The sequence below is a fragment of the Pseudoxanthomonas sp. GW2 genome (assembly GCF_000283075.1).
Lineage (GTDB): Bacteria > Pseudomonadota > Gammaproteobacteria > Xanthomonadales > Xanthomonadaceae > Pseudoxanthomonas.
Window position 1 is genome coordinate 1 of sequence record NZ_ALIP01000113.1, and the last position, 24,422, is coordinate 24,422.

The following is a 24,422-nucleotide window of genomic DNA, read 5'->3' on the forward strand; positions in this document are numbered from 1 at the left end:
TGCAGGCTCGGCCCCGGGCCGGCGCCGGCTGGCGCCGCGGGGCGTCCCAGGTCATACCCAAGCAGATGAGCAGGCTGTTCCGTGACGTCGATGGCGGGTTGCTGTGCCCGCGCGGCAGCGTGGTCTGCATCGGCGCCTTCGACGGCCTCCACCTCGGCCATCGGGCGCTGGTGCGGCATGCCGTGGCGCGCGCACGCGCGCTGGACGTGGCGGCGGTCGCGCTGAGCTTCGAACCGCTGCCGCGCGAGTTCTTCGGCCGCGGCAGCCCGCCGCCGCGCCTGACCCTGCCGCGCGACCGCATCCGCCTGCTGCTGGACCAGGGCCTGGACCACCTGGGCCTGTTGCGCTTCAACGCCGCGCTGGCGGCGATGCCGGCCGAGGACTTCGTGCGCCGCGTGCTGGCCGGCCGGCTGGGCGCGCGCGAGGTGTGGATCGGCCCCGACTTCCGCTTCGGCCACCGCCGCGGCGGCGACCTGGCCCTGCTGCAGGCCATGGGCGCGGAACTGGGCTTCCACGCCGGCGAGATCGAGCCGGTGCAGGCCCAGGGCGAGCGCGTCTCCAGCACCCGCATCCGCGAGGCCCTGGTCGCCGGCGACTTCGCCCGCGTGCATTCCTTGCTGGGCCGGCCCTACGCGATCGGCGGGCGCGTGGTGCGCGGCCGCCAGCTCGGCCGCACCCTCGGTTTCCCGACCGCGAACCTGCGGTTCCCCAAGGCGCCGGCGCTGTCCGGCATCTACGCGACCTGGGTGCACGGCGTGGCCGCGCAGCCGTGGCCGTCGGTGTCCAGCTTCGGCACCCGGCCCACGGTCGAGGGCGTGGAGCCACTGCTGGAAGCCCACCTGTTCGACTTCGCCGGCGACCTCTACGGGCGCCACATCGAGGTCGAGTTCGTCGCCAAGTTGCGCGACGAGGAGAAATTCCCCGACCTGCCGGCCCTGACCGCGCAGATGCAGTGCGATGCCGAGCAGGCGCGCGCCATCCTTTCCGAATCCGAACGACTGCGAGCCACGGCGTGAGCCAGGACTACAAAGCCACCCTACACCTGCCCGCCACCGACTTCCCCATGCGCGGCGACCTGCCGCGGCGCGAGCCCGAGATCCTCGCGCGCTGGGAGTCCGAGCGCCTCTACGAGAAGCTGCGCGCCCATGCCAAGGGCCGCCCGCTGTTCGTCCTGCACGACGGCCCGCCGTATGCCAACGGCGCGATCCACCTCGGGCATGCGGTCAACAAGATCCTCAAGGACATCATCGTCAAGTCGCGCCACCTGGCCGGCTTCGACGCGCCGTACGTGCCGGGCTGGGACTGCCACGGCCTGCCGATCGAGATCGCGATCGAGAAGAAGTACGGCAAGGTCGGGGTCAAGCTCGACGCGACCGAGTTCCGGCAGAAGTGCCGCGAATACGCGCAGTCGCAGATCGAGATCCAGCGCAAGGACTTCAAGCGCCTGGGCGTGATCGGCGACTGGGACAACCCGTACCGCAGCCTGGACTTCCGCTTCGAAGCCAACGAGATCCGGGCCCTGGCCAGGATCGTCGACAACGGCCACCTGACCCGCGGCGTGAAGCCGGTGCACTGGTGCTTCGACTGCGGCTCGGCCCTGGCCGAGGCCGAGATCGAGTACCAGGACAAGGTCTCCCCGGCGATCGACGTGGCCTACCTGGCGCGCGACCCGCAGGCGGTGGCGCGCGCCTTCGGCGTCGAGCTGCCGGAAGGCGTCGAGGGCGCGGTGCCGATCTGGACCACCACCCCGTGGACCCTGCCGGCCTCGCTGGCGGTGTCGCTGGGTCCGGACCTGGAGTACGCCCTGGTCGAAGGCCCGGCACAGGATGGCCGCCGCCGCTGGCTGGTGCTGGCCGACGCGCTGGCCGAGCGCGCGCTGCAGCGCTACGGCGTGGCCGGCGTGACCGTGCATGGTCGCGCCGCCGGTTCCGCGCTGGAGCACCAGCTGCTGGCGCATCCGTTCTACGCCGAGCGCGACATCCCGGTGATCCTCGGCAGCCACGTGTCGGCCGAGGACGGTACCGGCGCGGTCCACACCGCGCCCGGGCACGGCCAGGACGACTACGTGGTCGGCAAGGCCTACGGCCTGATCGAGAAGTACACGGCGGCCCAGCTCAATCCGGTCGACGGCCGCGGCGTGTACCTGCCGTCGACCCCGGCCGCGCGCGGCGTGGAGCTGGCCGGCCAGCACATCTGGAAGGCCAACGACGTCATCGTCGAGGTGCTGCGCGAGGCCGGCGTGCTGCTGGCCGCGAGCAGGCTCGAGCACAGCTATCCGCACTGCTGGCGCCACAAGACCCCGATCGCGTTCCGCGCCACCCCGCAGTGGTTCATCTCGATGGAGCAGGCCAACCTGCGCGCCGACGCGTTGGCCGCCATCGACACGGTCAAGTGGTATCCCGAGTGGGGCAAGGCCCGCATCGCTGGCATGGTCGAGGGCCGCCCGGACTGGACGATCTCGCGCCAGCGCACCTGGGGCGTGCCGATCGCGCTGTTCGTGCACCGCGAGACCGGCGAGCCGCACCCGCGCAGCAGCGAGCTGATGCGCCAGGTGGCCGACCGGGTGGAGCAGGGCGGCATCGACGTGTGGTACTCGCTGGATGCCGCCGAGCTGCTGGGCGAGGAGGCCGGCGACTACGAGAAGATCACCGACATCCTCGACGTCTGGTTCGATTCGGGCGTGACCCACGAGGCGGTGCTCCTGGAGCGCGGCCTGGGCAAGCCGGCCGACCTGTACCTGGAAGGCTCGGACCAGCACCGCGGCTGGTTCCAGTCCTCGCTGCTGACCGGCGTGGCGATCGACAAGGCCGCGCCGTACCGGCAGTGCCTCACCCACGGCTTCACCGTGGACGAGCACGGCCGCAAGATGTCCAAGTCGCTGGGCAACGGCATCGAGCCGCAGGACATCATGAAGACCCTGGGCGCGGACATCCTGCGCCTGTGGATCGCCTCGGCCGACTACTCCAACGAGATGTCGCTGTCGCAGGAGATCCTCAAGCGCAACGCCGACGCCTACCGCCGCATCCGCAACACAGCGCGCTTCCTGCTGGCCAACCTGCACGGCTTCGAGCCGGCGCGGCACCTGTGCCCGCTGGACGACATGGTCGCGCTGGACCGCTGGATCGTGCACCGCGCCTGGGAAGTGCAGGAGAAGATCAAGGCCGCCTACGAACGCTACGACTTCGCCGGCATCGTCCAGGCGCTGCTGAACTTCTGCTCGGTGGACCTGGGCTCGCTGTACCTGGACGTGACCAAGGACCGCCTGTACACGATGGGCGAGGACTCGCGCGGCCGCCGCAGCGCGCAGAGCGCGATGTACCGCATCGCCGAGGCCTTCGTGCGCTGGATCGCGCCGATCCTCAGCTTCACCGCCGACGAGCTGTGGGGCTACCTGCCCAAGGACACCGGCGACGGCCAGCGCGAGGAGAACGTGCTGTTCGCCACCTGGTACGAGGGCCTGGCGCCCATGCCGGAGGACGCGGAGCTGGGCGCGGCCGACTTCGAGCGCCTGCTGGCGCTGCGCGAGCAGGTGGCCAAGGTGCTGGAGCCGATGCGCGCCAACGGCCAGATCGGCGCCGCGCTGGAGGCCGAGATCACCGTGACCGCCGGCGCCGAGACCGCGGCCCACCTGCAGCCGCTGGCCGAGGAACTGCGCTTCCTGTTCATCAGCGGCGACGTGACCGTGGTGCCGGCGCAGACCGACGGCATCTTCGTCACCGCCCAGCCCACCAGCAAGCCCAAGTGCGTGCGCTGCTGGCACTACCGCGCCGACGTCGGCACGCATCCGGGGCACCCGGAGGCCTGCGGCCGCTGCGTGTCCAACATCGAGGGCCCGGGCGAAGCGCGGAGGTGGTTCTGAGCCCGCGTCCCGCCCCGCGCCCGAACGCGCTGCCGTGGCTGCTGCTGTCGGCGGCGGGGATCGTGCTGGACCAGTGGAGCAAGGCCTGGGTGCTGTCCAGCCTGCCCGAGTTCACCGCCGTGCCGGTGATCGAGGGCTTCTGGAACTGGTACCGCACCTACAACACCGGCGCGGCGTTCAGCTTCCTGGCCAACGCTGGCGGCTGGCAGATCGTGTTCTTCAGCGTGTTGGCCTTCGCCATCAGCGGGCTGATGGGCTGGTGGCTGTGGCGCACCCCGCGCGGCGACTGGCGCCAGGCCCTGCCGTACGCGCTGGTGATCGGCGGCGCCCTGGGCAACGTGATCGACCGCCTGGTCCACGGCCACGTGGTCGATTTCATCCAGTGGCACTGGCGCGACTATTACTGGCCGGCGTTCAACATCGCCGACTGCGCGGTGGTCGGCGGCGCGATCGGCATCGCCCTGTTCGGCCTGGCCGGCGCCCGCCGCAAGCCGGCTTCCTGAACCCCGCCGGCGCCGCGGCCGGCCGCCGCGGCCCGGATATCGGATAATCCCGCCCATGGACGTCATCCTCGCCAACCCCCGCGGCTTCTGCGCCGGCGTCGACCGCGCGATCGAGATCGTCAAGCGCGCGATCGAGACCCTCGGCGCGCCGATCTACGTGCGCCACGAGGTGGTGCACAACCGCTTCGTGGTCGACGACCTGCGCGCCCGCGGCGCGATCTTCGTCGAGGAGCTGGACGAGGTCCCCGACGGCAACACCGTGATCTTCAGCGCCCACGGCGTGTCCAAGGACGTGCGCAACGAGGCCGCGCGCCGCGGGCTGAAGGTGTTCGACGCCACCTGCCCGCTGGTGACCAAGGTGCACCTGGAGGTGGCGCGCCACTGCCGCGCCGGGCGCGACGTGGTCCTGATCGGCCACGCCGGCCACCCGGAGGTCGAGGGCACGATGGGCCAGTGGGACGCCCAGTGCGGCGGCGGCAGCATCTACCTGGTGGAAGGCGTGGAGGACGTGGCCAGGCTGGAGGTGCGCCAGCCGGAGAACCTGTTCTACACCACCCAGACCACGCTCTCGGTGGACGATACCCGCGGCATCATCGAGGCCCTGCAGCGCCGCTTCCCGGCGATCCAGGGGCCGAAGAACGACGACATCTGCTACGCCACCCAGAACCGCCAGGATGCGGTGCGCGAACTGGCGCGCCGCTGCGACCTGGTGCTGGTGGTCGGCTCGCCCAACAGCTCCAACTCCAACCGCCTGGCCGAGCTGGCCCGGCGCGAGGGCGTGGAGTCGTACCTGATCGACGGCGCCCACGAGATCGATCCGGCCTGGATCGCCGGCAAGCAGCGGGTCGGCCTGACCGCCGGCGCCTCCGCGCCGCAGGTGCTGGTGGACGGGGTGATCGAGCGCCTGCGCGAGCTGGGCGCCGGCGGCGTCACCGAGCTGGAGGGCGAGCCGGAGAACATGGTCTTCGCCCTGCCGAAGGAACTGCGCCTGCGCCTGGTCGACTGAGCGCGGCGCGCCGGCTCAGCCCGGCGGCATCTCCTGCGCGCGCAGCCGGCGCAGGATCTCGAACAGCAGCGCGCTGCGCGTGGCCGAGGCCTGGCGCGGCGAGGGCACGTAGCCGCTGGCGCTGAACACGATGCGGTCGTTGGTGATGTTGTCGATCGCCACCGAGGGCGCGGGCGTTTCCAGGATCGCCGGGTGTTCGCGGAACACTTCCAGCAGCAGGTCGCGCACCCGGTCCGGGTCGGTCGACAGCGGCATCGGCAGCTGGATCTTCACCAGGCCCTCGGCGTTGGCGTAGGTGCGGTTGCGCACCGCCTTGGTGATCAGCTCGGAGTTGGGCACCAGCACCGTGGTGCGGTCGCCGGTCTGGATCTCGGTGGCGCGCACGTTGATCCGGCGGATGTCGCCCTCGGCGTCGCCCACCACCACCCAGTCGCCGACCTTGACCGGGCGCTCGGCCAGCAGGATCAGGCCGGAGATGAAGTTCTGCACGATCGCCTGCAGGCCGAAGCCGATGCCCACCGACAGCGCGCTGGCGATCCACGCGATCCGCTCCAGGCCAACCCCGATCGCCGCCAGCGCCATCGCGATCGCCAGCACCATGCCGGCGTAGCCGACCAGGGTCGCGACCGAGGCACGCATGCCCTCGTCCATGCGCGTGGTCGGCAGCAGGCGGCGTTCCAGCCAGCGCCGGAACAGGTGCAGCAGCAGGCTGGCGCCGGCGAACACCAGCAGGGCGCGGACGATGTTGCGCGGGCTCAGGACCAGCTCGCCAATGGTGATGCCGCGCAGCAGCTGCATGCTGCGGTCGACCAGGTCGGTGCCGCCGGCGCCCCAGGGCATGGCCAGCGCGATCAGCGCCGCCAGCGCGACCACCGCGCGCAAGGCCACCGACAGCAGCACCGCGGCGCGGTCCACCAGGCGCGGCTCGATCCCGAAGCGGGTGTTGATGCGCCTGCCGGCGGCGCCGCGCGAGGCCAGGACCGTGCACACCAGGTCGTCGACGAAGCGCATCGCCAGCCAGGCCGTGGCGGCCACCATCACCGCCCAGATCACCTGCATGCCGACGAAGGCCGACAGCGCCACGTAGCCGGCCACCAGGCCCAGGAACGCGACCGCGTTGCCGATCCAGCCCAGGCTGACGGCCACGTTCATCCACGGCCGGAAGTGGACCGGCGGCGCGTCGCCCGCGTCGGCCAGCGGCTGCAGGCGCTGGATCCGCAGCAGCACCACCAGCACCAGCGCCACGCACAGCGCCGCCGACAGGCCGGTGATGGCCACCGCCAGGTCCAGGCTGGTCGCGGCCAGCCGGACCACCTCCTGGCCCAGGCTGGCCAGGGCGATCACCAGCGCCGCCGGCAGCGGGAACACGCGCAGCGCCCTGGCGCCGGCGTCGGAGATCGCCGGCAGGCGCCACGAGGGCCGGTCCACCGACAGCAGCGCGCTGCCCAGGGCGGTGGCCACCGCCACGAACACCGCCAGCGCCAGCGCATGCCCGGCCAGCGCCGCCACCGCGGCCGGCGGCGCATTCGGCAGCAGCGCGCCGCGTACCAGCTGCGCCACGCACAGCGCTGCGACCAGTGCCAGCAGCACCCGCAGCGTCGGCGGGGCCGAGCGCCGCAGGCGGCCCGGCGGCACGTGCCGGGTGGCCAGCTCCGGGATCCGGCGGCCCAGCCACCAGGCTCCGGCCGCCAGCAGCACGGCCAGGCCCAGGCTCACCAGCGGCTGCAGGCCGGCCGCCTTCCAGTGTTCGCGGCTGGCCTCGACGACGGCGTGCCACAGCTTGCGCACCCGGCCCAGGTCGCGCGGGGCGCTGGCGGCGAGCTGGCGCCAGAACGCCGGCCGCCACGGCGGCGTGGTCCGCTCCGAGAGCATCCCGAAGAAGCGCTGCTGGCGCAGCGTGGCGATGCGCTCCAGCAGCTGCGTGCCTTCCACGACCGCCAGCCGTGCCTGGCGCAGTTCCGCATCCACCGCCGCACGCTGGTCCTGCAGGGCGCGGCGCTCGCGGGCCACGTCGCCGGGTTCGTCCTGGCCTTCCGGCACCTCGCCCAGTTCGGCCAGGCGCGCGTCCAGGCTCTGCAGCTCCGGGGTGCGGCCGTCGATCAGCGCCTGCGCCGCGGCCTGGATCTCCAGCACCGCCTCGCGCGCCTTGGCGAGCTCGGCATCGTGCTCGTAGCGCTCCAGGCGGGTGGCGATCGTCTCCAGCTGGCGCCGGCCCGCGTCCACGTCGGGCTCGTCGGCCAGGGCTGGCGCGCCGAGGACGAGGCAGAGCAGCAGGAGCGGGCGCAGCAGGAAGGCGGTCCGGTGCATGGACGGTCGGGTCGCGGATGGGGCGGTTACGTTAGCACCGGGCGCGCGGCGCACGGGCGACCGTGCTTTCACCGGGCGGGGACCATGCTGGCGGCCGGATCCCTGGCGGCGGACGACATGGCGCAACGGCAGCACGACAGGCAGGACCCGGCGGCGCCGACCATCTGGACCGTCGGCCATTCCACCCTGGAGTGGGAGGCGTTCCTGGAGCTGCTGCGCGCGCACGGCATCGGCGCGATCGCCGACGTGCGCCGCTACCCGGGCTCGCGGCGCTACCCATGGTTCGCCAGCGACGCCCTGGCCCGCGCGCTGCCGCAGGCCGGGATCGGCTACCGCTGGCTGCCGCAGCTGGGCGGGCGCCGCGCACCGCGGCCGGATTCGCCCAACGCCGCCTGGCGCAATGCCGGCTTCCGCGGCTACGCCGACCACATGGCCAGCACCGAATTCGGCGAGGGCCTGGCCGCGGCACTGGAACTGGCAGCCACGCAACGCACCGCGCTGATGTGCGCCGAGGCGGTGTGGTGGCGCTGCCACCGCCGCCTGCTCTCCGACCTGCTGCAGCACCGCGGCTGGCAGGTCCTGCACATCCTCGACGCCGGCCCGGCGCAGCCGCACCCCGGCAACCCCGATGCGCGCCCGGCCGGCGATGGCCTCGTCTATCCGGCGCTGCAGGGCGGGCTGTTCCCGGAAGGATGACCGGCTGGCCGGTCCGGGCGGGAAGAGGAGGAGCCTCCAGGTGCCCTCTGTTGGCGCGCCGGCTGCAATCAGCGGCTGCCCGGGCCTGGAGTGCCGTCGCTTGATGGCTGGATCCGGGCCGCTGGCGATGACGCCGCCGGGAGCGGAGGTGGAAGGCTAGGGCGGCCGGAAGGACGAACGCCCGGCACGGGGCCGGGCGTTCGGGATTGGTGCCGGAAATAGGATTCGAACCTACGACCTACGCATTACGAATGCGCCGCTCTACCAACTGAGCTATTCCGGCAGGCCGGGCGCCGCAGCGGCCGGGGGGCGCGATTCTAACCGGACAGGCGCCGCGCAGGCCAGCGGGGCCGGGGACGGGGCATCGGCGGTGCGCGCGGCGGCGGGCCGCCTGCCTTGGCCTGCCCGGCCGGGCGCGTGCGTCTCAGCCGGCGCGAACCGCGGCGGGTATGCTGCCGCCCTCGTTGGACGAAAGGCATCGATGGCCATGGCGAAACCGGGCAAGGCGCGCACCGCCTACGTGTGCGGCGAATGCGGCGCCGAGTACAGCAAGTGGCAAGGGCAGTGCGGCGAGTGCAGTGCCTGGAACTCGCTCTCGCAGGTGGTGCTGGAGCCGGCCTCCGCCGCGGGCACGGCGACGCCGGCGGCGCGCCGCAGCGGCTGGGCCGGCAAGGTCGACCCGCCGAAGGTCACCGCGCTGAAGGACGTCACCCAGGCCGCCGAGGTGCGCGTGTCCACCGGCATCGGCGAGCTGGACCGGGTCCTGGGCGGCGGCCTGGTCGAGGGCGCGGTGGTGCTGGTCGGCGGCGACCCGGGCATCGGCAAGTCCACCCTGCTGCTGCAGGCGGTGGCGAAGATGGCCCCGCAGCTGCCGGCGCTGTACGTCACCGGCGAGGAATCGCTGGCCCAGGTGGCCGGGCGCGCGGTGCGCCTGGACCTGCCGCTGGACAACCTGCAGGCGCTGGCCGAGACCGGGGTCGAATCGATCCTGCGGCACGCGGCGGAGGCCAAGCCGCGGCTGATCGTGGCCGACTCGGTGCAGACCCTGTGGACCGAGACCTTGACCGCCGCGCCGGGCTCGGTCAGCCAGGTGCGCGAGAGCGCCGCGCGCCTGGTGCGCTACGCCAAGGAGACCGGCACCGCGGTGTTCCTGGTCGGCCACGTCACCAAGGAGGGCGGCATCGCCGGCCCGCGCGTGCTCGAGCACATGGTCGACGCGGTGCTGTACTTCGAGGGCGAGAGCGGCAGCCGCTTCCGCGTGCTGCGCGCGTTCAAGAACCGCTTCGGCGCGGTCAACGAGCTGGGCGTGTTCGCGATGGGCGAGAAGGGCCTGAAGGAAGTGCCCAACCCTTCGGCGATCTTCCTCTCCGGCAGCGCGCGCCAGCCCGGCAGCTGCGTGATGGTGACCCGCGAGGGCACCCGTCCGCTGCTGGTGGAGGTGCAGGCGCTGGTGGATTCCTCGCCGCTGTCCAACCCGCGCCGGGTCGCGGTGGGCCTGGAGCAGAACCGCCTGGCCATGCTGCTGGCGGTGCTGCACCGGCATGGCGGCGTGGCGGTCGGCGACCAGGACGTGTTCGTCAACGTGGTCGGCGGCATCCGCGTGCAGGAAACCGCGGCCGACCTGCCGGTGCTGCTGGCGGTGCTGTCCTCGCTGCGCGACCGGCCGTTGCCGGACAAGACCATCGCCTTCGGCGAGGTCGGCCTGTCCGGCGAGATCCGCCCGGTCCCCAACGGCGAGGAGCGCCTGCGCGAGGCGGCCACGCATGGCTTCCGGCGCGCGATCGTGCCCAGGGCCAACGCCCCGCGTGGCGGCACGAAGTACAAGGACCTGGAAGTGATCGCGGTCGAGCGCCTGGCCGACGCGCTGGAACACGCCTGAGCGCGGCAGCGCCTCAGGGCCGGCCGGGTGCGGAGGCCTGCGGCGCCGCCGGGGCGGCGCCGGCGGGAACGGCCACCAGCAGCACCCGACCGTCGCGCACGGCCACGCCGCGCGCCTGCGGCGTGGTGCCCGTGGCCACCGCGCTGGAAACCAGGGCGGCGCTGCCGGCATCCGACAGCACCAGGTCCCCGCCATCCTCCTGCAGGCCGCCCTCGTCGACCAGCGCCTGCACCTGCTCCGGCTGCAGGCCGATGCGCAGGTGCCCGCCGGCACCCGCATCCAGGGTCAGCAGGCCGCGGCCGGGCGCGGCGCCTGCGCCGGCCGGCGGTTCGGCATCTTCCGCTTGCGGATCGGCGACCCGCAGGGGCAGCGGCGGATTGCCTGCACTCGGCGCCATCGGCAGCAGGCCTTCCGGAGCGGCCTGGTCGAAGCGGCCGTCGCTGGCCATGAATTCGCTGTCGGCGATGTCCAGGCCGGTGCTCACCAGCCGGCCCACGTCCACCTGCGCGCCGGGCGCGAACAGCACGCCGGCGGCGTTGACCAGGTAGACGTGGCCGTTGCCGGAAAGCCGGCCGGCGATGCGCGAAGGCTGCCCGCCCAGCACCCGGTTGAGCACCACCGCCGAGGCATCGGGCTGGACGAAGTGCACGGCGGCATCGGCGCCGATGTCGAAGCTGCGCCATTCCAGGATCGCGCGCTGGCTGTGCTGGGTGATGGTGAGGCTGCGCTCGTGGCGGGCCAGGTCGGCCTTGCCGGCGACCACGCGCCCGTCCTGCGGCAGGGCATCGCGCTCTTGCGCGCCGGCGCCGGCCGCAAGCGCCAGGGTGGCGGCCGTGGCCAGGCACAGGACATGGATGCGGGTCGGGCGCATGGCGGTGTACTCGCTAGGGCCGGAGCGGTGGGTCATGGCGAAAAGCGCTGGCGCAGGTTGAACCATAGCTGCGGCCCGCGGCGGGTGCCATCCTGGTTGGCGCCGTCCAGGCCGCCCGGGTTGTCGCCCAGCGGTGCGGCGAGCGCCAGGCCCAGGGTGGTGCCGCGGCGGTACCAGCGCAGGCCCAGCCCGGCCGCGGCCAGGCCGTAGCGGTTGACCAGCGCCGGGTCCCAGGGATCCTGGCGCGCGCGGATGCGGCCGCCGTCGGCGAACAGGAAGGCGTCGACCTCGCTGCTGCCCGGCGCCGGGAACACCCGGTGCAGTTCCAGCTGGGCCAGCGCGCCGCTGTCGCCGGGCGCCTCGTTGACCGGATAGCCGCGCACGCCCGAGGGGCCGCCGAGCACGAACTGCTGCGAGGAATCGAGGTTGCCGTCGGCCCACTGGCCGTTGACGCGCGCGCGCAGGTACCAGTCCCGGCCAAGCCAGCGGTCGTGGCGCAGCTCCAGCCGGGCGAGGGAGAAATCGCCGTGCACGCCGGCGCTGTCGAACTCCAGCTCGACCGGAAGGCCCAGGCGCACGCGGCCATGGGCCAGGTCCAGGATCCAGGCGGTATGGCCGCTGCCGGCGTGCACGGCATCGCCGAACAGGCTCAGGGTTAGGTCGTGCAGGCGGCGCCGGCGCAGCTCCTCGCCGAGGCTGGCGTCTTCCTGCAGGCGCCGGGCCCAGGCCAGCTCCATCTCGAGGTTGGCCGCCTCGCTGCGCAGCAGGGGATAGCTCACGCCGGCGCGGTACAGGCGCGAGGCGCCGCGCGCCTCCAGCTCCTCGAACTCCTTGCCCAGGCGGTAATGCAGGTCGGTATAGCCGAGGCTACCGCGCAGGCCGCTGGCGCCCAGCGGCAGGGTGTAGCTGGCGCCGGCGTACTCCAGCTCCTCGCCGCGCATCACGGTGGCGCCGAGCTGGTCGCCGTAGCCACTGGGGTTGTCCACGGTCAGCCGGCCGATCGCCTGCGCGCGCCCGGTGTAGCGGCTGCCGTCGTTGCCGACCGCGAGGCTGCCGCCGAACAGCGGGCCGTCCTCGACCTGCAGCACCAGGTCGCTGGTGCCCGGTTCCTGGCCGGGTTGCAGCACACCGTCGACGTACACGCCCGGCAGGTCGTTGGCCAGCAGCAGGCCGCGCTCCAGCCGCCACATGGGATAGGGCTCGCCGGCACGCAGGCCGCGGCCGGCCATGGCGGCCACGAAGTCGCCGCGCGCGCGGCTGCCTGCGTCCAGCACGCCGATCCGGCCAAGGCGGCCTTCCAGCACCTGCACGACGACCGTGCCGTCGGTGATGTCCTGTTCCGGCAGTTCGGCGCGGGCGAACCAGCCGTGGGCGCGGTAGAGCGCCACGATCCGGCGCAGGGCCGCCTGCAGGTCGGAGAAGCGCAGCGGGCGGTCGCGCCAGGGCGCCAGCGCTTCCTGCAGGGTCGCCTCCGGCAGCAGGGTGGCGCCTTCCAGGCGGAAGCGGCGGACCTCGAACCGCGGCCCGGCTTCGTCGGCCGCGGGCTGTTCGCGCGTCGCGGGCGCGGGCGGCGCCACCGGCGCCATGCCAAGCGCGCGCTCGGCCTGGCGCTGCACCTGGCCGGCATCCGGCGGCGTGGCCAGCGCCGATGCCGGGGGCAGCAGCGCGGCGAGGGCCGCGGCCAGGACCGCCGCCCCGCGGGGAGCGGGCCGGCTACGGGTGGGCCGGTGCGGGCGCCGTGCGGTCGAGCGCATGGCGGTTCAGGGCCTGCCCAGCACCAGTTCCAGCACGAACTTGCTGCCGAAGAAGGCCAGCAGCAGGAGCACCATCGCGGTCAGGGTCCAGCGCACCGCGCGCACGCCGCGCCAGCCGTAGCGCCAGCGGCCCAGCAGCAGGCCGCCGAACACCAGCCACGACAGCATGCTCAGCACGCTCTTGTGCACCAGGTGCTGGGACAGGAAGTCCTCGACGAAAAGTACGCCGGTCAGCAGGGTCAGGCTCAGCAGGGCGAAGCCGGCGCCGATCGTGCGGAACAGCAGCGACTCCAGTTCGGTCAGCGGCGGCAGCGAGCGCAGCCAGGTGCTGAAGGTGCGCCGGCGCAACGCGCGCTCCTGGATGCGCAGCATCACCGCCAGCACCGTGGCGATGGCCAGGGTGGCGTAGGCCAGCAGCGCCAGCCAGGCATGCAGCTGCAGGCGCCAGCCCAGCACCGTCGAGGTGGTGTGCCCGTGCAGGTGGTAGGCGACCAGCAGCGCCGCCGCCAGCGGGAAGGCGAACACGCCCAGCGCGGCCATGCGTCCGCGCGCGCCCACCAGCATGGTCATGCCGGCCATGCCCATGCCCACCAGCGACAGGGCGGAGAAGAAGTGCATGTCCGGGCCGCCGGGCGTGCGCCAGGCGACGAGGAGGTGGTAGGCGGCGTGCAGCAGGACCGCCGGTGCCGCCGCGGTCAGCCAGGCGCGTCCCGGCTGCGGCCGGCCCTGGCCCATGGCGCGGAACAGCAGGCCCGCGGCGGTCAGGTAGGCAAGTGCGGCAATGAGAACGATTGTCATCGCGTGAGTGTCGCATAGCGCCGCGGCCAACCGGAATGTCATGGGTTGCCTTGACCGCCACGGCGGGCGCCAAGGCAGCGTCGCGGCGTCACCGCTGGCGGCGGCGCGGGAGGGATGGGCCGGCCATCATGCCAGCCTGGCGCGGTGCCCGGGGCGGCACTGTGTGTGGCCGTGCTGCGCGCCCGCCGCGGCGGCGGGCGCGCTCAGTGGTCGCCGCCCACCGGCCGCGGCCCCTTGGCCGTGAACGGCGGCCGCGCGAACCACACCAGCACGATCACCGCCAGGAAGATGATGCCAAGCAGGTGGAAGATCTCGTTGAAGCCGATCTGCGCGGCCTGCTGGCCGATCTCCTGGTTGAGCATCAGCGCCCCGCGGGTGAGGTCGCCCTGGCCCAGCTGGATCGCCAGCTGGCGCACGCCTTCGTCGCTGGCGGGCAGGTGCTCGGTCAGGCGCGCATGGTGGATGGTGGTGCGCTGGTTCCAGGCCCAGGTGGTCAGCGAGGCGGCGAAGCTGCCGCCCAGGGTGCGCACGAAGGTGGCCAGGCCGGAGCCGGCGGCGATCTCGTGCGGCTCCAGGTCCGACAGCAGGATGGTCAGCACCGGCATGAAGAACAGCGCCACGCCGATGCCCTGCACCAGCTGGATGATCGCCACCCGCTCGAAGTCCACGTCCAGGTTGAAGCCTGCGCGCATGAAGCTGGTGGTGGCCATCGCCACGAATGCCAGGCTGGCCAGCATGCGCAGGTCGAAGCGGGTGGCGTACTTGCCCACGAACGGCGTCAGCAGCACCGGCAGGATGCCGATCGGCGCGGTGGCGAAGCCGGCCCAGATCGCGGTGTAGCCCATGTTCCGCTGCAGCCACAGCGGCACCATCAGGCCGATCGCGAAGAACGCGGCGTAGGCCGTGACCATCGCCACCGTGCCGGCGGCGAAATTGCGGTGGCGGAACAGGCGCAGGTTGACGATCGGGTCCTTCTCGGTGAGTTCCCAGATCACGAACACCGCCAGCGCCACGACCGCGATGATGGTCAGGACCACGATCTCGGTGGACTGGAACCAGTCCTTCTCGTTGCCGAGGTCGAGCATGATCTGCAGCGCGCCCACGCCCAGCACCAGGGTGGCCAGGCCGATGTAGTCCATCTTCGGCCGCTCGGTGCGCTCCGGCCGGCCCTTCATCTGCGAGCTCACCACCCAGGCCGCGAACAGGCCGATGGGCACGTTGATGAAGAAGATCCACTCCCAGCTGTAGTTGTCGGTGATCCAGCCGCCGAGGATGGGGCCGGCGATCGGCGCGACCACGGTGACCATCGCCAGCAGGGCGATGGCCTGGCCGCGCTTGGCCGGTGGATAGATCGACAGCAGCAGGGCCTGGGTCACCGGGTACATCGGGCCGCAGACGAAGCCCTGCAGGGCGCGCGAGACCACCAGCATGCCCATGCTCTGCGAGATGCCGCACAGCAGGGAGGCGACGACGAAGGCCAGGGTCGCCCACTGGAACAGGCGCACCTCGCCGAAGCGGCGGCTGAGGAAGCCGGTCAGCGGCAGGGCGATGGCGTTGCTGACCGCGAACGAGGTGATCACCCAGGTCGCCTGGTTGGCACTGGCGCCGAGGTTGCCGGAGATGGTCGGCAGCGAGACGTTGGCGATCGTGGTGTCCAGCACCTGCATGAACGAGGCGAGCGCCAGGCCCAGGGTGGCCAGGGCCACGCTGGGCGGACGGAATGGCTGGGCCGCGGCGGCCGCGCGTGGCGCGGCGCCGGATCCGGGGGCGGTGGCGGCGGTGGAGGACATGGGGGAGGGCGTCCGTCAGCCGTGCGCGCGCGGCAGGTTCTGCTCGATGATCCGGGTGATCAGCGCGTTGGCCTCGTCCAGCTGCCTGCGGTAGACGGCGGTGGAGAAGCGCGGCTCGCCTTCGCCGCGCGACTGCGCCAGCACCTGGCCGCTGTCATCGCGCACGTCCACGTCGACATGCATGCTCAGGCCCAGGCGCAGCGGATGGGTGGCCAGCTGCTGCGGGTCCAGCTCGATCCGCACCGGCACGCGCTGCACGATCTTGATCCAGTTGCCCGAGGCGTTCTGCGCCGGCAGCAGGGAGAACGCGCTGCCGGTGCCCAGGCCGAGGCTGGCGACCTTGCCCTGGTAGCGGACGCTGCCGCCGTACAGGTCGGCCCTGACCTCGACCGGCTGGCCGATGCGCATGCGCGCCAGCTGGGTTTCCTTGAAGTTGGCCTCCACCCACATCTGCTCCAGCGGCACCACGGTCATCAGCGTGGCGCCGGGCTGCACGCGCTGGCCCAGCTGCACCTGGCGCCTGGCCACGTAGCCGGACACCGGGGCGACGATCGCGGTGCGCTGCAGTTCCAGGTAGGCCTGGCGCAGCTGCGAGGCGGCGGCCTGCACCTGCGGCTGCTCCTGCACGGTGGTGGCATCGACCAGGGCGCGGCTGCGCTGCAGGTTGCCCCGGGCGGTGCCCAGCGCGGCCTCGGCGGCGGCGAGCACGTCGCGGGCGTGGGCCAGTTCCTCGCGCGAGATCGCGCCGCTGGCGACCAGGCCCTCGCGGCGCTTCACGTCGGCGCGTGCCTGCTCGACCGCGACCTGGCGCGCGCGCAGTTCGGCCTGGGCAGCGTCGGCGCTGCCGAAGTAACCGCGCACCTGGCGCACGGTCGCGGCCAGGTTGGCCACGGCCTGGTCGTAGGCGACCTGGGCGTCGTTCGGGTCCAGCTGCACCAGCACCTGGCCGGCCTCGACCCGGTCGCCGTCGTCGGCCTGGATGCCGACCACGGTGCCGGCGGTCTGCGGCACCACGCTCACCACGTTGCCCTGGGCGTAGGCGTCGTCGGTGTCCTCGTGCCAGCGGGCGTACAGCAGGTACCAGGCCAGCCAGGCGGCGCCGGCCAGGACCACGACCAGCAGCAGGATCTTCAGGGCGCGCTGGCGCTTGCCATTGCTGGCGGGCGCGGCCGGCGCGGTCACTTGCGGATTGGTTTCGGTGGTCATGGGCGTGGGGGGCTCAGGAGTTCGGTTCGGAGGCGGTGGATGCGGTAGCGGGCGCGTCGAAGGACAGGCCGCCGCCAAGCGCGCGGTCGAGGTCGACCGCGGCCAGGTAGCGCTGCGCGCGCAGCGCCGCCAGCTGCTGCTCGACCTGCAGCAGCGGACGCTGCGCGGACAGCACCTCGAGCTGGCTGCCGATGCCGGCGTGGTAGCGGGCCTCGGCCAGCTGCAGCGCGGCCTCGGCGGAGGCGCGCGCCTCCTGCAGCGAGCGTTCCTGCGCGTCCAGCGAGCGGATCGCCTGGACTGCGTCGGTCACCTCGTGCAGGGCATCGACCACGCCCTGGTTGTAGCGGGCCACGGCCAGGTCGTAGTCGGCATTGCGCGCATCCAGCCGGTTGCGGCGCGCGCCGGCGTCGAAGATCGGCAGGCTGATTGCCGGGCCGCCGAAGCCGAGCACGGCGTCGCCGTCGAACAGGTCGGCGAAGTCGGTGGCGGCCAGGCCGACCAGGCCGCTGAGGTCGATGCTGGGCCTGAAGGTGGCCTTGGCCGACTTGATGCCCTGCGCCGCGGCCTCGACCCGCCAGCGCGCGGCGACCACGTCGGGGCGGTGGCCCAGCAGTTCGCTCGGCAGCACCCCCGGCAGCGCCGGCGCGGGAGCCTGCAGCAGGCGTGGGCGGGCGATGTCCAGGCCGCGGTCCGGGCCCTGGCCCAGCAGCGCGGCGAGGGCAGTGCGCAGGGCGTCGATCTGCTGCTGCGCCGCCTCCACCTGGGCCTTGGCCGTGGCGATGGCGGTCTCGGCGTTGCGCAGCGACAGCGCGCCGTCGATGCCGGCGTCCACGCGCTGGCGGCCCAGCTGCAGCAGGCGCTCGCTGCGCTGCTGCTCGCGCAGGGCGATGTCGTGCGCCTCGTGGGCCTGGGCCAGGGCGATGTAGCTGCGCGCCACGTTCGCGGCCAGGGACAGGCGTGCGGCCTGGGCCTCGATCTGGCTGGCGCGGGCCTCGCCCAGCGCAGCCTCGTAGTCGGCGCGCCTGCCGCCCCACACGTCCAGCGGCCAGTCGAAGTTGAGCATCAGCACCGCGTTGTGCATCAGCTGGCCGCCCAGCTCCTCGCCGGCCAGGCCCTCGGGCAGCTGGGCCACCGCGTACTGCGCGCTGCCGGCCACGGTCGGCTTGCGCGCGGCGGAAGCGAGGCCGGCCTGGGCGCGGGCCTTGCGCAGGCGGGCGTCGGCGGCCACCAGCGAGGGACTACCGTCGAGGGCCTCGGCGACCAGCGTGTCCAGCTGCGGGTCGCCGAAGGCGCGCCACCAGTCCTGGCGCGGGAACGCGGCCGGGCTGGTGGGCGCGCCGTCCAGGCTGCGCGCGGCGGCATGGGTGTCGGCATCGCGCAACTGCGCGGCCGGCTCCAGCCCGCCGGTGCTGGCGCAGCCGGCCAGCGCGAGCGCAAGGGACAGGGTACCGATGGCCGCCAGGCGGCGGCCGGGGTGGGGGAGGGCAGGCATCGGTCAGGTTTCCGGAATGGAAAGGTTGTCGCGGACCTGCTCCAGCAGGCGCACGAACTGCGCGCGCTGGGCTTCGTCCAGGCCGGCGAAGGCGGCCTCGCTGACCCGCTCGCCGCACTGGGCGATGTCGCGCGCGATCTGCTTGCCGCCTTCGGTCAGGCGGATGTTGAGCGCGCGGCGGTCGCCCGGATCGGCGCCGCGCACGATCAGGCCGCGGGCCTCGAGCCTGTCCAGCAGGCGGGTCATGGCGCCCGGGGTCAGTTCGGCGATGCGCGCCAGCTCGGTGGCGTTGGCCACGCCCTCGGACAGCTTCTTGATGATCAGGAACTGGCTGAAGGTGAGGTCGTGGCCGACCTTGACCAGCTCGTGCTGCCAGCGCGCGCGCATGGCGTCGCGGACCTGGCGCACGAGCAGGCCGAGGCTGGAGCCGGAGCAGACGGGGGGCGAAGACATGGGGACGGGAGGATACTCGCCCTGGCAATATTTGCAAGCGCAAATATTGCCTGTTCAACCTGTGCCCGGGGCCGGAACCGGCCGGGCACAGTGCGCAGGCGCAACGGACGGGGGCACTGCCCCGCGCCCGCTATAATCGCCGGCCGTTTTCCGCCTTCCGGTCCGCCTGCATGTTCGAATCCCTGACCCAGCGCCTGTCCGGCACCCTCGAGCGCCTGCGTGGCCGCGGCCGGTTGACCGAGTCCAACATCAGCGAGGCCGTGCGCGAGGTCCGCATCGCCCTGCTGGAGGCCGACGTCGCCCTGCCGGTGGTCCAGGCCCTGATCCAGCGCATCAAGGTGCGCGCGGTCGGCCAGGAGGTGCTGAAGTCGTTGACCCCGGGCCAGGCCCTGATCAAGGTGGTGCGCGACGAGCTGACCGCGGTCATGGGCTCGTCCGCCACCGACCTGAACCTCAATGTCCCGGCCCCGGCGGTGTTCCTGATGGCCGGCCTGCAGGGCGCCGGCAAGACCACCACCGTCGGCAAGCTGGCCAGGCACCTGAAGGAAAAGCGCAAGAAGAAGGTGATGGTGGTCAGCGCCGACGTCTACCGTCCGGCCGCGATCGAGCAGCTGAAGACGCTGGCCGAGCAGACCGGCGTGCTGTTCTTCCCGTCCGACGCCGGGCAGAAGCCGGAGGACATCGTCCGCGCCGCCATCGCCGATGCGCGCAAGTCCTTCGTCGACGTGCTGATCGTCGATACCGCCGGCCGCCTCGCCATCGACGAGGCGATGATGGCCGAGATCAAGGCGCTGCACGCGGCGGTCAACCCGGCCGAGACCCTGTTCGTGGTCGATGCCATGACCGGCCAGGACGCGGCCAACACCGCCAAGGCGTTCTCCGACGCCCTGCCGCTGACCGGCGTGGTCCTGACCAAGACCGACGGCGATGCCCGCGGCGGCGCGGCGCTCTCCGTGCGCTACATCACCGGCAAGCCGATCAAGTTCGTCGGCACCGGCGAGAAGGTCGACGGCCTGGACGTGTTCCACCCCGACCGCGTCGCCGCGCGCATCCTCGACATGGGCGACGTGCTGTCGCTGGTGGAGCAGGTCGAGCAGACCGTCGACCAGGAGAAGGCCGCCAAACTGGCCGCCAAGGTCGCCAAGGGCAAGAAGTTCGACCTCAACGACATGCGCGACCAGCTGGAGCAGATGCAGAACATGGGCGGCATCGCCGGCCTGATCGACAAGCTGCCCGGCCTCGGCCAGGTGCCCGAGCACCTCAAGCAGCAGGTGGCGCAGAGCCGCGAGGTGCCGCGCATGATCGCCATCATCGGCTCGATGACCCCCAAGGAGCGGCGCAACCCGGGCCTGCTCAACGGCTCGCGCCGTGCCCGCATCGCCCGCGGTTCGGGTACCACCCCGGCCGACGTCAACAAGCTGCTGAAGCAGTACCAGCAGATGGAGAAGATGATGGCGAAGATGGGCCGCGGCGGCATGAAGGGGATGATGCGCGGCCTGCAGGGCATGATGGGCGGCATGGGCCGCATGCCGTTCCGCTGATCCACGCGCGGGCTGGCCACGCGGCCCCGGCGCCGGCCGGCTGGCCCGGTCGAGGACGATGGAGGACGCGATGACGCAGCCGCCTTCGGGCAGCTTCCTGCTCAACGGCCGCCCGGCCGCCTCCGATCCCGAGGGCCTGCGCGCGCTGGCGCAGGTGAACTACGGCCACTTCACCGCGTTGCAGGTGCGTGGTGGCCGCGCCCAGGGCATGGAGCTGCACCTGGCGCGGCTGGGCCAGGGCAACGCCGAGCTGTTCGACGCTGCGCTTGATGAGGCCCAGGTCCGGGCCTGGATGGCCCAGGCCGCGGCGGAACAAGGCGGCGACTGCTCCCTGCGCGTGGCCGTGTTCGCGCGCGGTTTCGACCACCGCCAGCCGCTGCGCGCGCTGCAGGCGGACGTGCTGGTCTCCGCCACCGCGCCGGCACGGCCATCGGGCAAGGCGATCCGGGTGCGCAGCGTCGCCTTCGTGCGTCCGTTCCCGCACCTCAAGCACGTGGCCACCTTCCCGCTGTTCCAGCACCGGCGCCTGGCCATGCGGGACGGCTATGACGATGCGCTGTTCGTGGACGGCACGGGCGCGGACGCACGGGTGGTGGAAGGCACGGTCTGGAACATCGGCTTCTGGGACGGGCGGGGCATCACCTGGCCGGCGGGCCCGGCCCTGCGCGGCACCGCCGAGCAGCTGCTGCAGGCCGGGCTTGGGACCCTGGGCTGCATGCAGCAGGTGCGGCCGGTCGCGCTGGGCGAGGTCGGCGACTTCGCCGCCGCGTTCGCGGCCAACGCCAGCGGCGTGCAGCGCATCGCCGCCATCGACACGGTGGAATTCGCGCCGTCGCCGGAGCTGGACGCCTTGCTGGCATACGCCGCCGCCCATGCCCCCTGGGAGCCGTTGGCGTGACGGGGATTGGTGGTTGGTGATTCGGGATTGGTGATTGGTGATTGGTGCCTGGTGATTCGTAGGCGGCTGCGTCGCCAGGAATCCATGGTGGCCTTGCAGACCATGACCAATCCGAATCCGGATCCCACTCCCGGAGACGCGGCCGCGCAGGGTTGGGCCTGCAATCGCACCTGGATCCCGGATGCGCTTGGGTTATCCGGGCGACGACCCTTCCGCCAGCCCGGCCGGTACCAGCAAGCGCTCCTGCCAATCCCGAATCCCGAATCACGAATCCCGAACCACCAATCCCGTCCTTCCCGCCATCCGCTCGCGCAGCCGGTCCAGGGCCAGGAACACCGCCGGGGTGGTGTAGAGCGTCAGCACCTGGCTGACCAGCAGGCCGCCGACGATGGCGATGCCCAGCGGGCGGCGCATTTCCCAGCCCTCGCCGGTGGCCAGCATCAGCGGCAGCATGCCCAGCAGCGCGGCCACGCTGGTCATCAGGATCGGGCGGAAGCGCAGCTTCGCCGCCTCCAGGATCGCCGCCTGCGCCGGCTGGCCCTCGCGCTGCGCCGCCAGCGCGAAGTCCACCATCAGGATGGTGTTCTTCATCACCACGCCCACCAGCAGGAACAGGCCCAGCAGCGAGATCAGGTTGAGCTCGCCGTCGAACAGCAGCAGCGCGACCAGCGCGCCGATCCCGGCCGAAGGCAGGATCGACAGGATCGCCAGCGGCTGCACCAGGCTCTCGTACAGCACGCCCAGCACCAGGTATACCGCCAGCACCGCGCCCAGGATCAGCCACGCCTGGCGGTCGCGCAGGTCCTGCAGGCTGCCGGCCTCGTCGCCGAGCCGGGCCTGGACCTCGGTGGGCAGCATGATCTTCGCCATCGCGTCCTCGATCGCCGCGGTGGCCTCGCCCAGGGTGACGCCCGGGGCGAGGGCGAAGCTGATCCGGGTGGAGACGAACTGCGAATGGTGCTGGATCCGGTCCGGGGCCATGCCGTAGCCCCAGCTGGCGATCGCCGAAAGCGGCACGCGGTGGCCGCCGGCGGCGATCACGTACACCTGGTCCAGCGTCTCCGGCGAGGTGGTGTAGCGCGGATCCAGCTCCATCACCACCCGGTACTGGTTGAGGCTGTCGTAAAGCGTGGCCACCTGGCGCTGGCTGAAGGAGTTGTTGAGCACGGTGCCGACCGTGCGCATGTCCACGCCCAGCCGCGCCGCCGCCTCGCGGTCGATCTCCAGGCGCACCTGGCGCATGCCCTCGTCGCCGCTGGAGTCCACGTCCACCAGCTGCGGCAGCGCCGCCAGCGCCTCCTGCACCTTCGGCGTCCACTCGCGCAGCGGCCCGATGTCGCCGGCCAGCAGCTGCAGGTCCAGGTTGCCGTCGTCGTTGCCGCCGCCGATGCGGATGTCCTGGTCCACCCAGAACCACAGGTTGCCGCCGGGCACCTTGGGCAGGTTCCGGCGCAGGCGGTCGATCACCTCGCGGCTGGAGACCTTGCGCTCGGCCAGCGGCTTCATCTGCATCATCACGAAGCCGTTGTTCACCCCGGTGCCGCCGCCGATGTAGCCGGCGATGTCGGCGATCGCCGGGTCCTGCAGCAGGAACTCGCGGTAGGCCTGGATCTTCGGCTGCATCACCTGGAACGAGAGGCCGTCGTCGCCGCGGATGAAGCCGCGCAGCTGGCCGGTGTCCTGCTGCGGCACCGTGCCCTTGGGCACCTTGGCGAACAGGTAGGCATTGAGCGCCACCGTGCCCAGCAGCAGGCAAAGCATCAGCGGCAGGCGGGCGAGGCTGCGGTCCAGCGAACGCAGGTACAGCCGGCGCAGGCCGCCGAACAGCAGCTCGCCCAGCCGCTCCCACGGCGGCACCACCCGGTCCGGGCCGGCGCTGCGCAGCAGGCGCGAGCACAGCGCCGGGGTGAAGCTCAGCGAGACCGCCACCGACACCGCCATCGCCGCCACCAGGGTCAGCGAGAACTCGCGGAACAGTTTCTCGACGAAGTCGTCCAGGAACAGGATCGAGACGAACACCACGCCCAGGGCGATGTTCATCGACAGCAGGGTGGCGCCGACCTCGCCGGCGCCGCGCATCGCCGCCGCCACCGGCGACAGGCCGGCGGCCAGGTGCCGGGAGATGTTCTCCAGCACCACGATGGCGTCGTCCACCACCAGCACCGCGGCCACGATCAGCGCCATCAGCGACAGCGTGTTGAGCGAGAACCCGGCCAGCCAGATGATCGCCAGCGCGCCGAACAGCGAGACCGGGATCGCCAGCGAGGGCACCAGCGCCGCGCGCCAGCTGCCCAGGAACGCCAGCACCACCAGCACCACCAGGCCGATCGCCAGCACCAGGGTGGCCTCGGCCTCGCGCAGGGTGGCGCGGATCACCGGCGAGCGGTCCATCACCACCTTCATGTCCACGCCTGCCGGCAGCAGCGCCCGCAGCGTGTCCATCTGCCCGTGGATCGCGTCCACGGTGCGGATGATGTTCGCGTTCGGCTGGCGGTTGACCATCATCAGCACCGCCGCGCGGCGGTTGTGGAAGCCGGAGGCGTAGCGGTTCTCGGTGCCTTCGCCGACCTGGGCCACGTCGCGCAGGTGCACCGCGCGGCCGTCGCGCCAGGCCACCACCAGGTCGCGGTATTCCTCCGCTGTGCGCAGCTGCAGCCCGGCCTCGACCTGCCACTGGCGGTCGTCGCGGGCCACCGTGCCCAGCGGGCGCAGCGCGTTGGCGTTGCGGATCGCCGCGGCCACGTCCTCCAGGGCGATGCCGTACTGGTTCAGCGCGCCGGGGTTGAGCGAGACCCGCACCGCCGGCAGCGAGCCGCCGCCGACGCCGACCTCGCCCACGCCCGGCACCTGCGCGATCTTCTGCGCCAGCACGGTCGAGGCCACGTCGAACACCTGCGCCGGGGTGAGCGTGTCCGAGCTCAGCGCGATGGTCATGATCGGCGCCTGCGACGGATTGATCTTGCGGTACTGCGGCATGCCCGGCATGCCCGAGGGCAGCTGCGCGCGCGCGGCGTTGAGCGCGGCCTGGACCTCGCGCGCGGCCTCGTCGATGTCGCGGTCCAGCGAGAACTGCAGGTCGACGCGGGTGCTGCCCTGGTTGCTGCTGGAGGTGATGCGGGTGATCCCGGGGATGCTGCCCAGCGCCCGCTCCAGCGGGGTGGCCACGGTGGCCGCCATCGACTCGGGGCTGGCGCCGGGCATGCTGGCGCTGACCTGGATCGCGGGGTAGTCGACCTGCGGCAGCGGCGCCACCGGCAGCTGGCGCAGGGCCAGCAGGCCGCACAGCACCACCGCCACCGCCAGCAGCACGGTGGCGACCGGGCGCTCGATGAACACCCGCGACAGGTTGGGCGAGGCGCCTTCGTGCAT

At 72.6% G+C, this 24,422-nt stretch carries 17 protein-coding genes and 1 tRNA gene; 8 read left to right on the plus strand and 10 right to left on the minus strand.

What is annotated here, in order from left to right:
• Positions 1-65 precede the first annotated feature (65 nt).
• Genes B351_RS0108990 through ispH form a run of 4 tightly spaced genes read left to right on the plus strand, consistent with a single transcriptional unit; the run spans position 66 to position 5,368 of the window.
• Positions 66-1,016 (plus strand): bifunctional riboflavin kinase/FAD synthetase, encoded by a 951-nt coding sequence (locus B351_RS0108990; RefSeq protein WP_026010536.1) that lies wholly within the window; start codon positions 66-68, stop codon positions 1,014-1,016.
• Positions 1,013-3,859 (plus strand): isoleucine--tRNA ligase, encoded by a 2,847-nt coding sequence (ileS, locus tag B351_RS0108995; protein ID WP_019398709.1) that lies wholly within the window; start codon positions 1,013-1,015, stop codon positions 3,857-3,859. The genes B351_RS0108990 and ileS overlap by 4 nt, the downstream gene beginning before the upstream one ends.
• Positions 3,856-4,362: a signal peptidase II gene (gene lspA, locus B351_RS0109000; protein ID WP_026010537.1), complete on the plus strand. Its 507-nt coding sequence runs from the start codon at positions 3,856-3,858 to the stop codon at positions 4,360-4,362. The genes ileS and lspA overlap by 4 nt, the downstream gene beginning before the upstream one ends.
• Before the next feature lie 55 nt (positions 4,363-4,417).
• Positions 4,418-5,368 carry a 4-hydroxy-3-methylbut-2-enyl diphosphate reductase gene (gene ispH, locus B351_RS0109005; RefSeq protein WP_019398711.1) on the plus strand — a complete coding sequence of 317 codons (951 nt, stop codon included), beginning with the start codon at positions 4,418-4,420 and terminating at the stop codon, positions 5,366-5,368.
• 15 nt (positions 5,369-5,383) lie between these two features.
• Here the strand turns inward: ispH and B351_RS0109010 are convergent, their stop codons facing one another.
• On the minus strand, positions 5,384-7,675 hold the full coding sequence (locus tag B351_RS0109010) for a DUF3772 domain-containing protein (protein WP_019398712.1): 2,292 nt from the start codon (positions 7,673-7,675) through the stop codon (positions 5,384-5,386).
• A 117-nt stretch (positions 7,676-7,792) separates the two neighbouring features.
• On the opposite strand from B351_RS0109010, the gene B351_RS0109015 reads away from it, so the two are divergent.
• Positions 7,793-8,371, plus strand: a complete 579-nt coding sequence (locus B351_RS0109015) for a DUF488 family protein (protein WP_026010538.1) — start codon at positions 7,793-7,795, stop codon at positions 8,369-8,371.
• 207 nt (positions 8,372-8,578) lie between these two features.
• Here the strand turns inward: B351_RS0109015 and B351_RS0109020 are convergent.
• Positions 8,579-8,654: transfer RNA gene (locus tag B351_RS0109020), tRNA-Thr, on the minus strand.
• Between the two features lie 198 nt (positions 8,655-8,852).
• Here B351_RS0109020 and radA point away from each other — a divergent pair.
• Positions 8,853-10,250 carry a DNA repair protein RadA gene (radA, locus tag B351_RS0109025; RefSeq protein ID WP_019398714.1) on the plus strand — a complete coding sequence of 466 codons (1,398 nt, stop codon included), beginning with the start codon at positions 8,853-8,855 and terminating at the stop codon, positions 10,248-10,250.
• A 13-nt stretch (positions 10,251-10,263) separates the two neighbouring features.
• Here the strand turns inward: radA and B351_RS0109030 are convergent, their stop codons facing one another.
• The 7 genes from B351_RS0109030 to B351_RS0109060 all read right to left on the minus strand — a co-directional run bounded on the left by B351_RS0109030 (position 10,264) and on the right by B351_RS0109060 (position 18,614).
• Positions 10,264-11,157 (minus strand): filamentous hemagglutinin N-terminal domain-containing protein, encoded by an 894-nt coding sequence (locus B351_RS0109030; RefSeq protein WP_019398715.1) that lies wholly within the window; start codon positions 11,155-11,157, stop codon positions 10,264-10,266.
• Positions 11,154-12,875 (minus strand): ShlB/FhaC/HecB family hemolysin secretion/activation protein, encoded by a 1,722-nt coding sequence (locus B351_RS0109035; RefSeq protein WP_019398716.1) that lies wholly within the window; start codon positions 12,873-12,875, stop codon positions 11,154-11,156. The genes B351_RS0109030 and B351_RS0109035 overlap by 4 nt, the downstream gene beginning before the upstream one ends.
• Positions 12,876-12,881: 6 nt before the next feature.
• Entirely contained in the window at positions 12,882-13,673 is a 792-nt protein-coding gene (locus B351_RS0109040; RefSeq protein WP_019398717.1) for an inner membrane protein YpjD, read from the minus strand.
• Between the two features lie 203 nt (positions 13,674-13,876).
• Positions 13,877-15,463 (minus strand): DHA2 family efflux MFS transporter permease subunit, encoded by a 1,587-nt coding sequence (locus B351_RS0109045; protein ID WP_026010539.1) that lies wholly within the window; start codon positions 15,461-15,463, stop codon positions 13,877-13,879.
• Between the two features lie 15 nt (positions 15,464-15,478).
• Positions 15,479-16,669, minus strand: coding sequence for an efflux RND transporter periplasmic adaptor subunit (locus B351_RS0109050; protein WP_019398719.1), 1,191 nt, complete (start codon positions 16,667-16,669; stop codon positions 15,479-15,481).
• A gap of 13 nt (positions 16,670-16,682) precedes the next feature.
• Complete coding sequence (locus B351_RS0109055; protein WP_019398720.1) at positions 16,683-18,161, minus strand: efflux transporter outer membrane subunit; 1,479 nt, start codon at positions 18,159-18,161, stop codon at positions 16,683-16,685.
• A 3-nt stretch (positions 18,162-18,164) separates the two neighbouring features.
• A complete protein-coding gene (locus B351_RS0109060; protein ID WP_019398721.1) occupies positions 18,165-18,614 on the minus strand; it encodes a MarR family winged helix-turn-helix transcriptional regulator in 450 nt (149 codons plus the stop codon).
• A 170-nt stretch (positions 18,615-18,784) separates the two neighbouring features.
• On the opposite strand from B351_RS0109060, the gene ffh reads away from it, so the two are divergent.
• Positions 18,785-20,155, plus strand: coding sequence for a signal recognition particle protein (gene ffh / locus B351_RS0109065; RefSeq protein WP_019398722.1), 1,371 nt, complete (start codon positions 18,785-18,787; stop codon positions 20,153-20,155).
• 70 nt (positions 20,156-20,225) lie between these two features.
• Positions 20,226-21,053, plus strand: a complete 828-nt coding sequence (locus B351_RS0109070) for an aminotransferase class IV (RefSeq protein ID WP_232207910.1) — start codon at positions 20,226-20,228, stop codon at positions 21,051-21,053.
• Between the two features lie 264 nt (positions 21,054-21,317).
• Here B351_RS0109070 and B351_RS0109075 read toward each other — a convergent pair whose 3' ends face one another.
• The gene (locus B351_RS0109075; RefSeq protein ID WP_019398724.1) at positions 21,318-24,422 is read right to left on the minus strand and encodes an efflux RND transporter permease subunit; all 3,105 of its coding nucleotides are present in this window, start codon (positions 24,420-24,422) and stop codon (positions 21,318-21,320) included.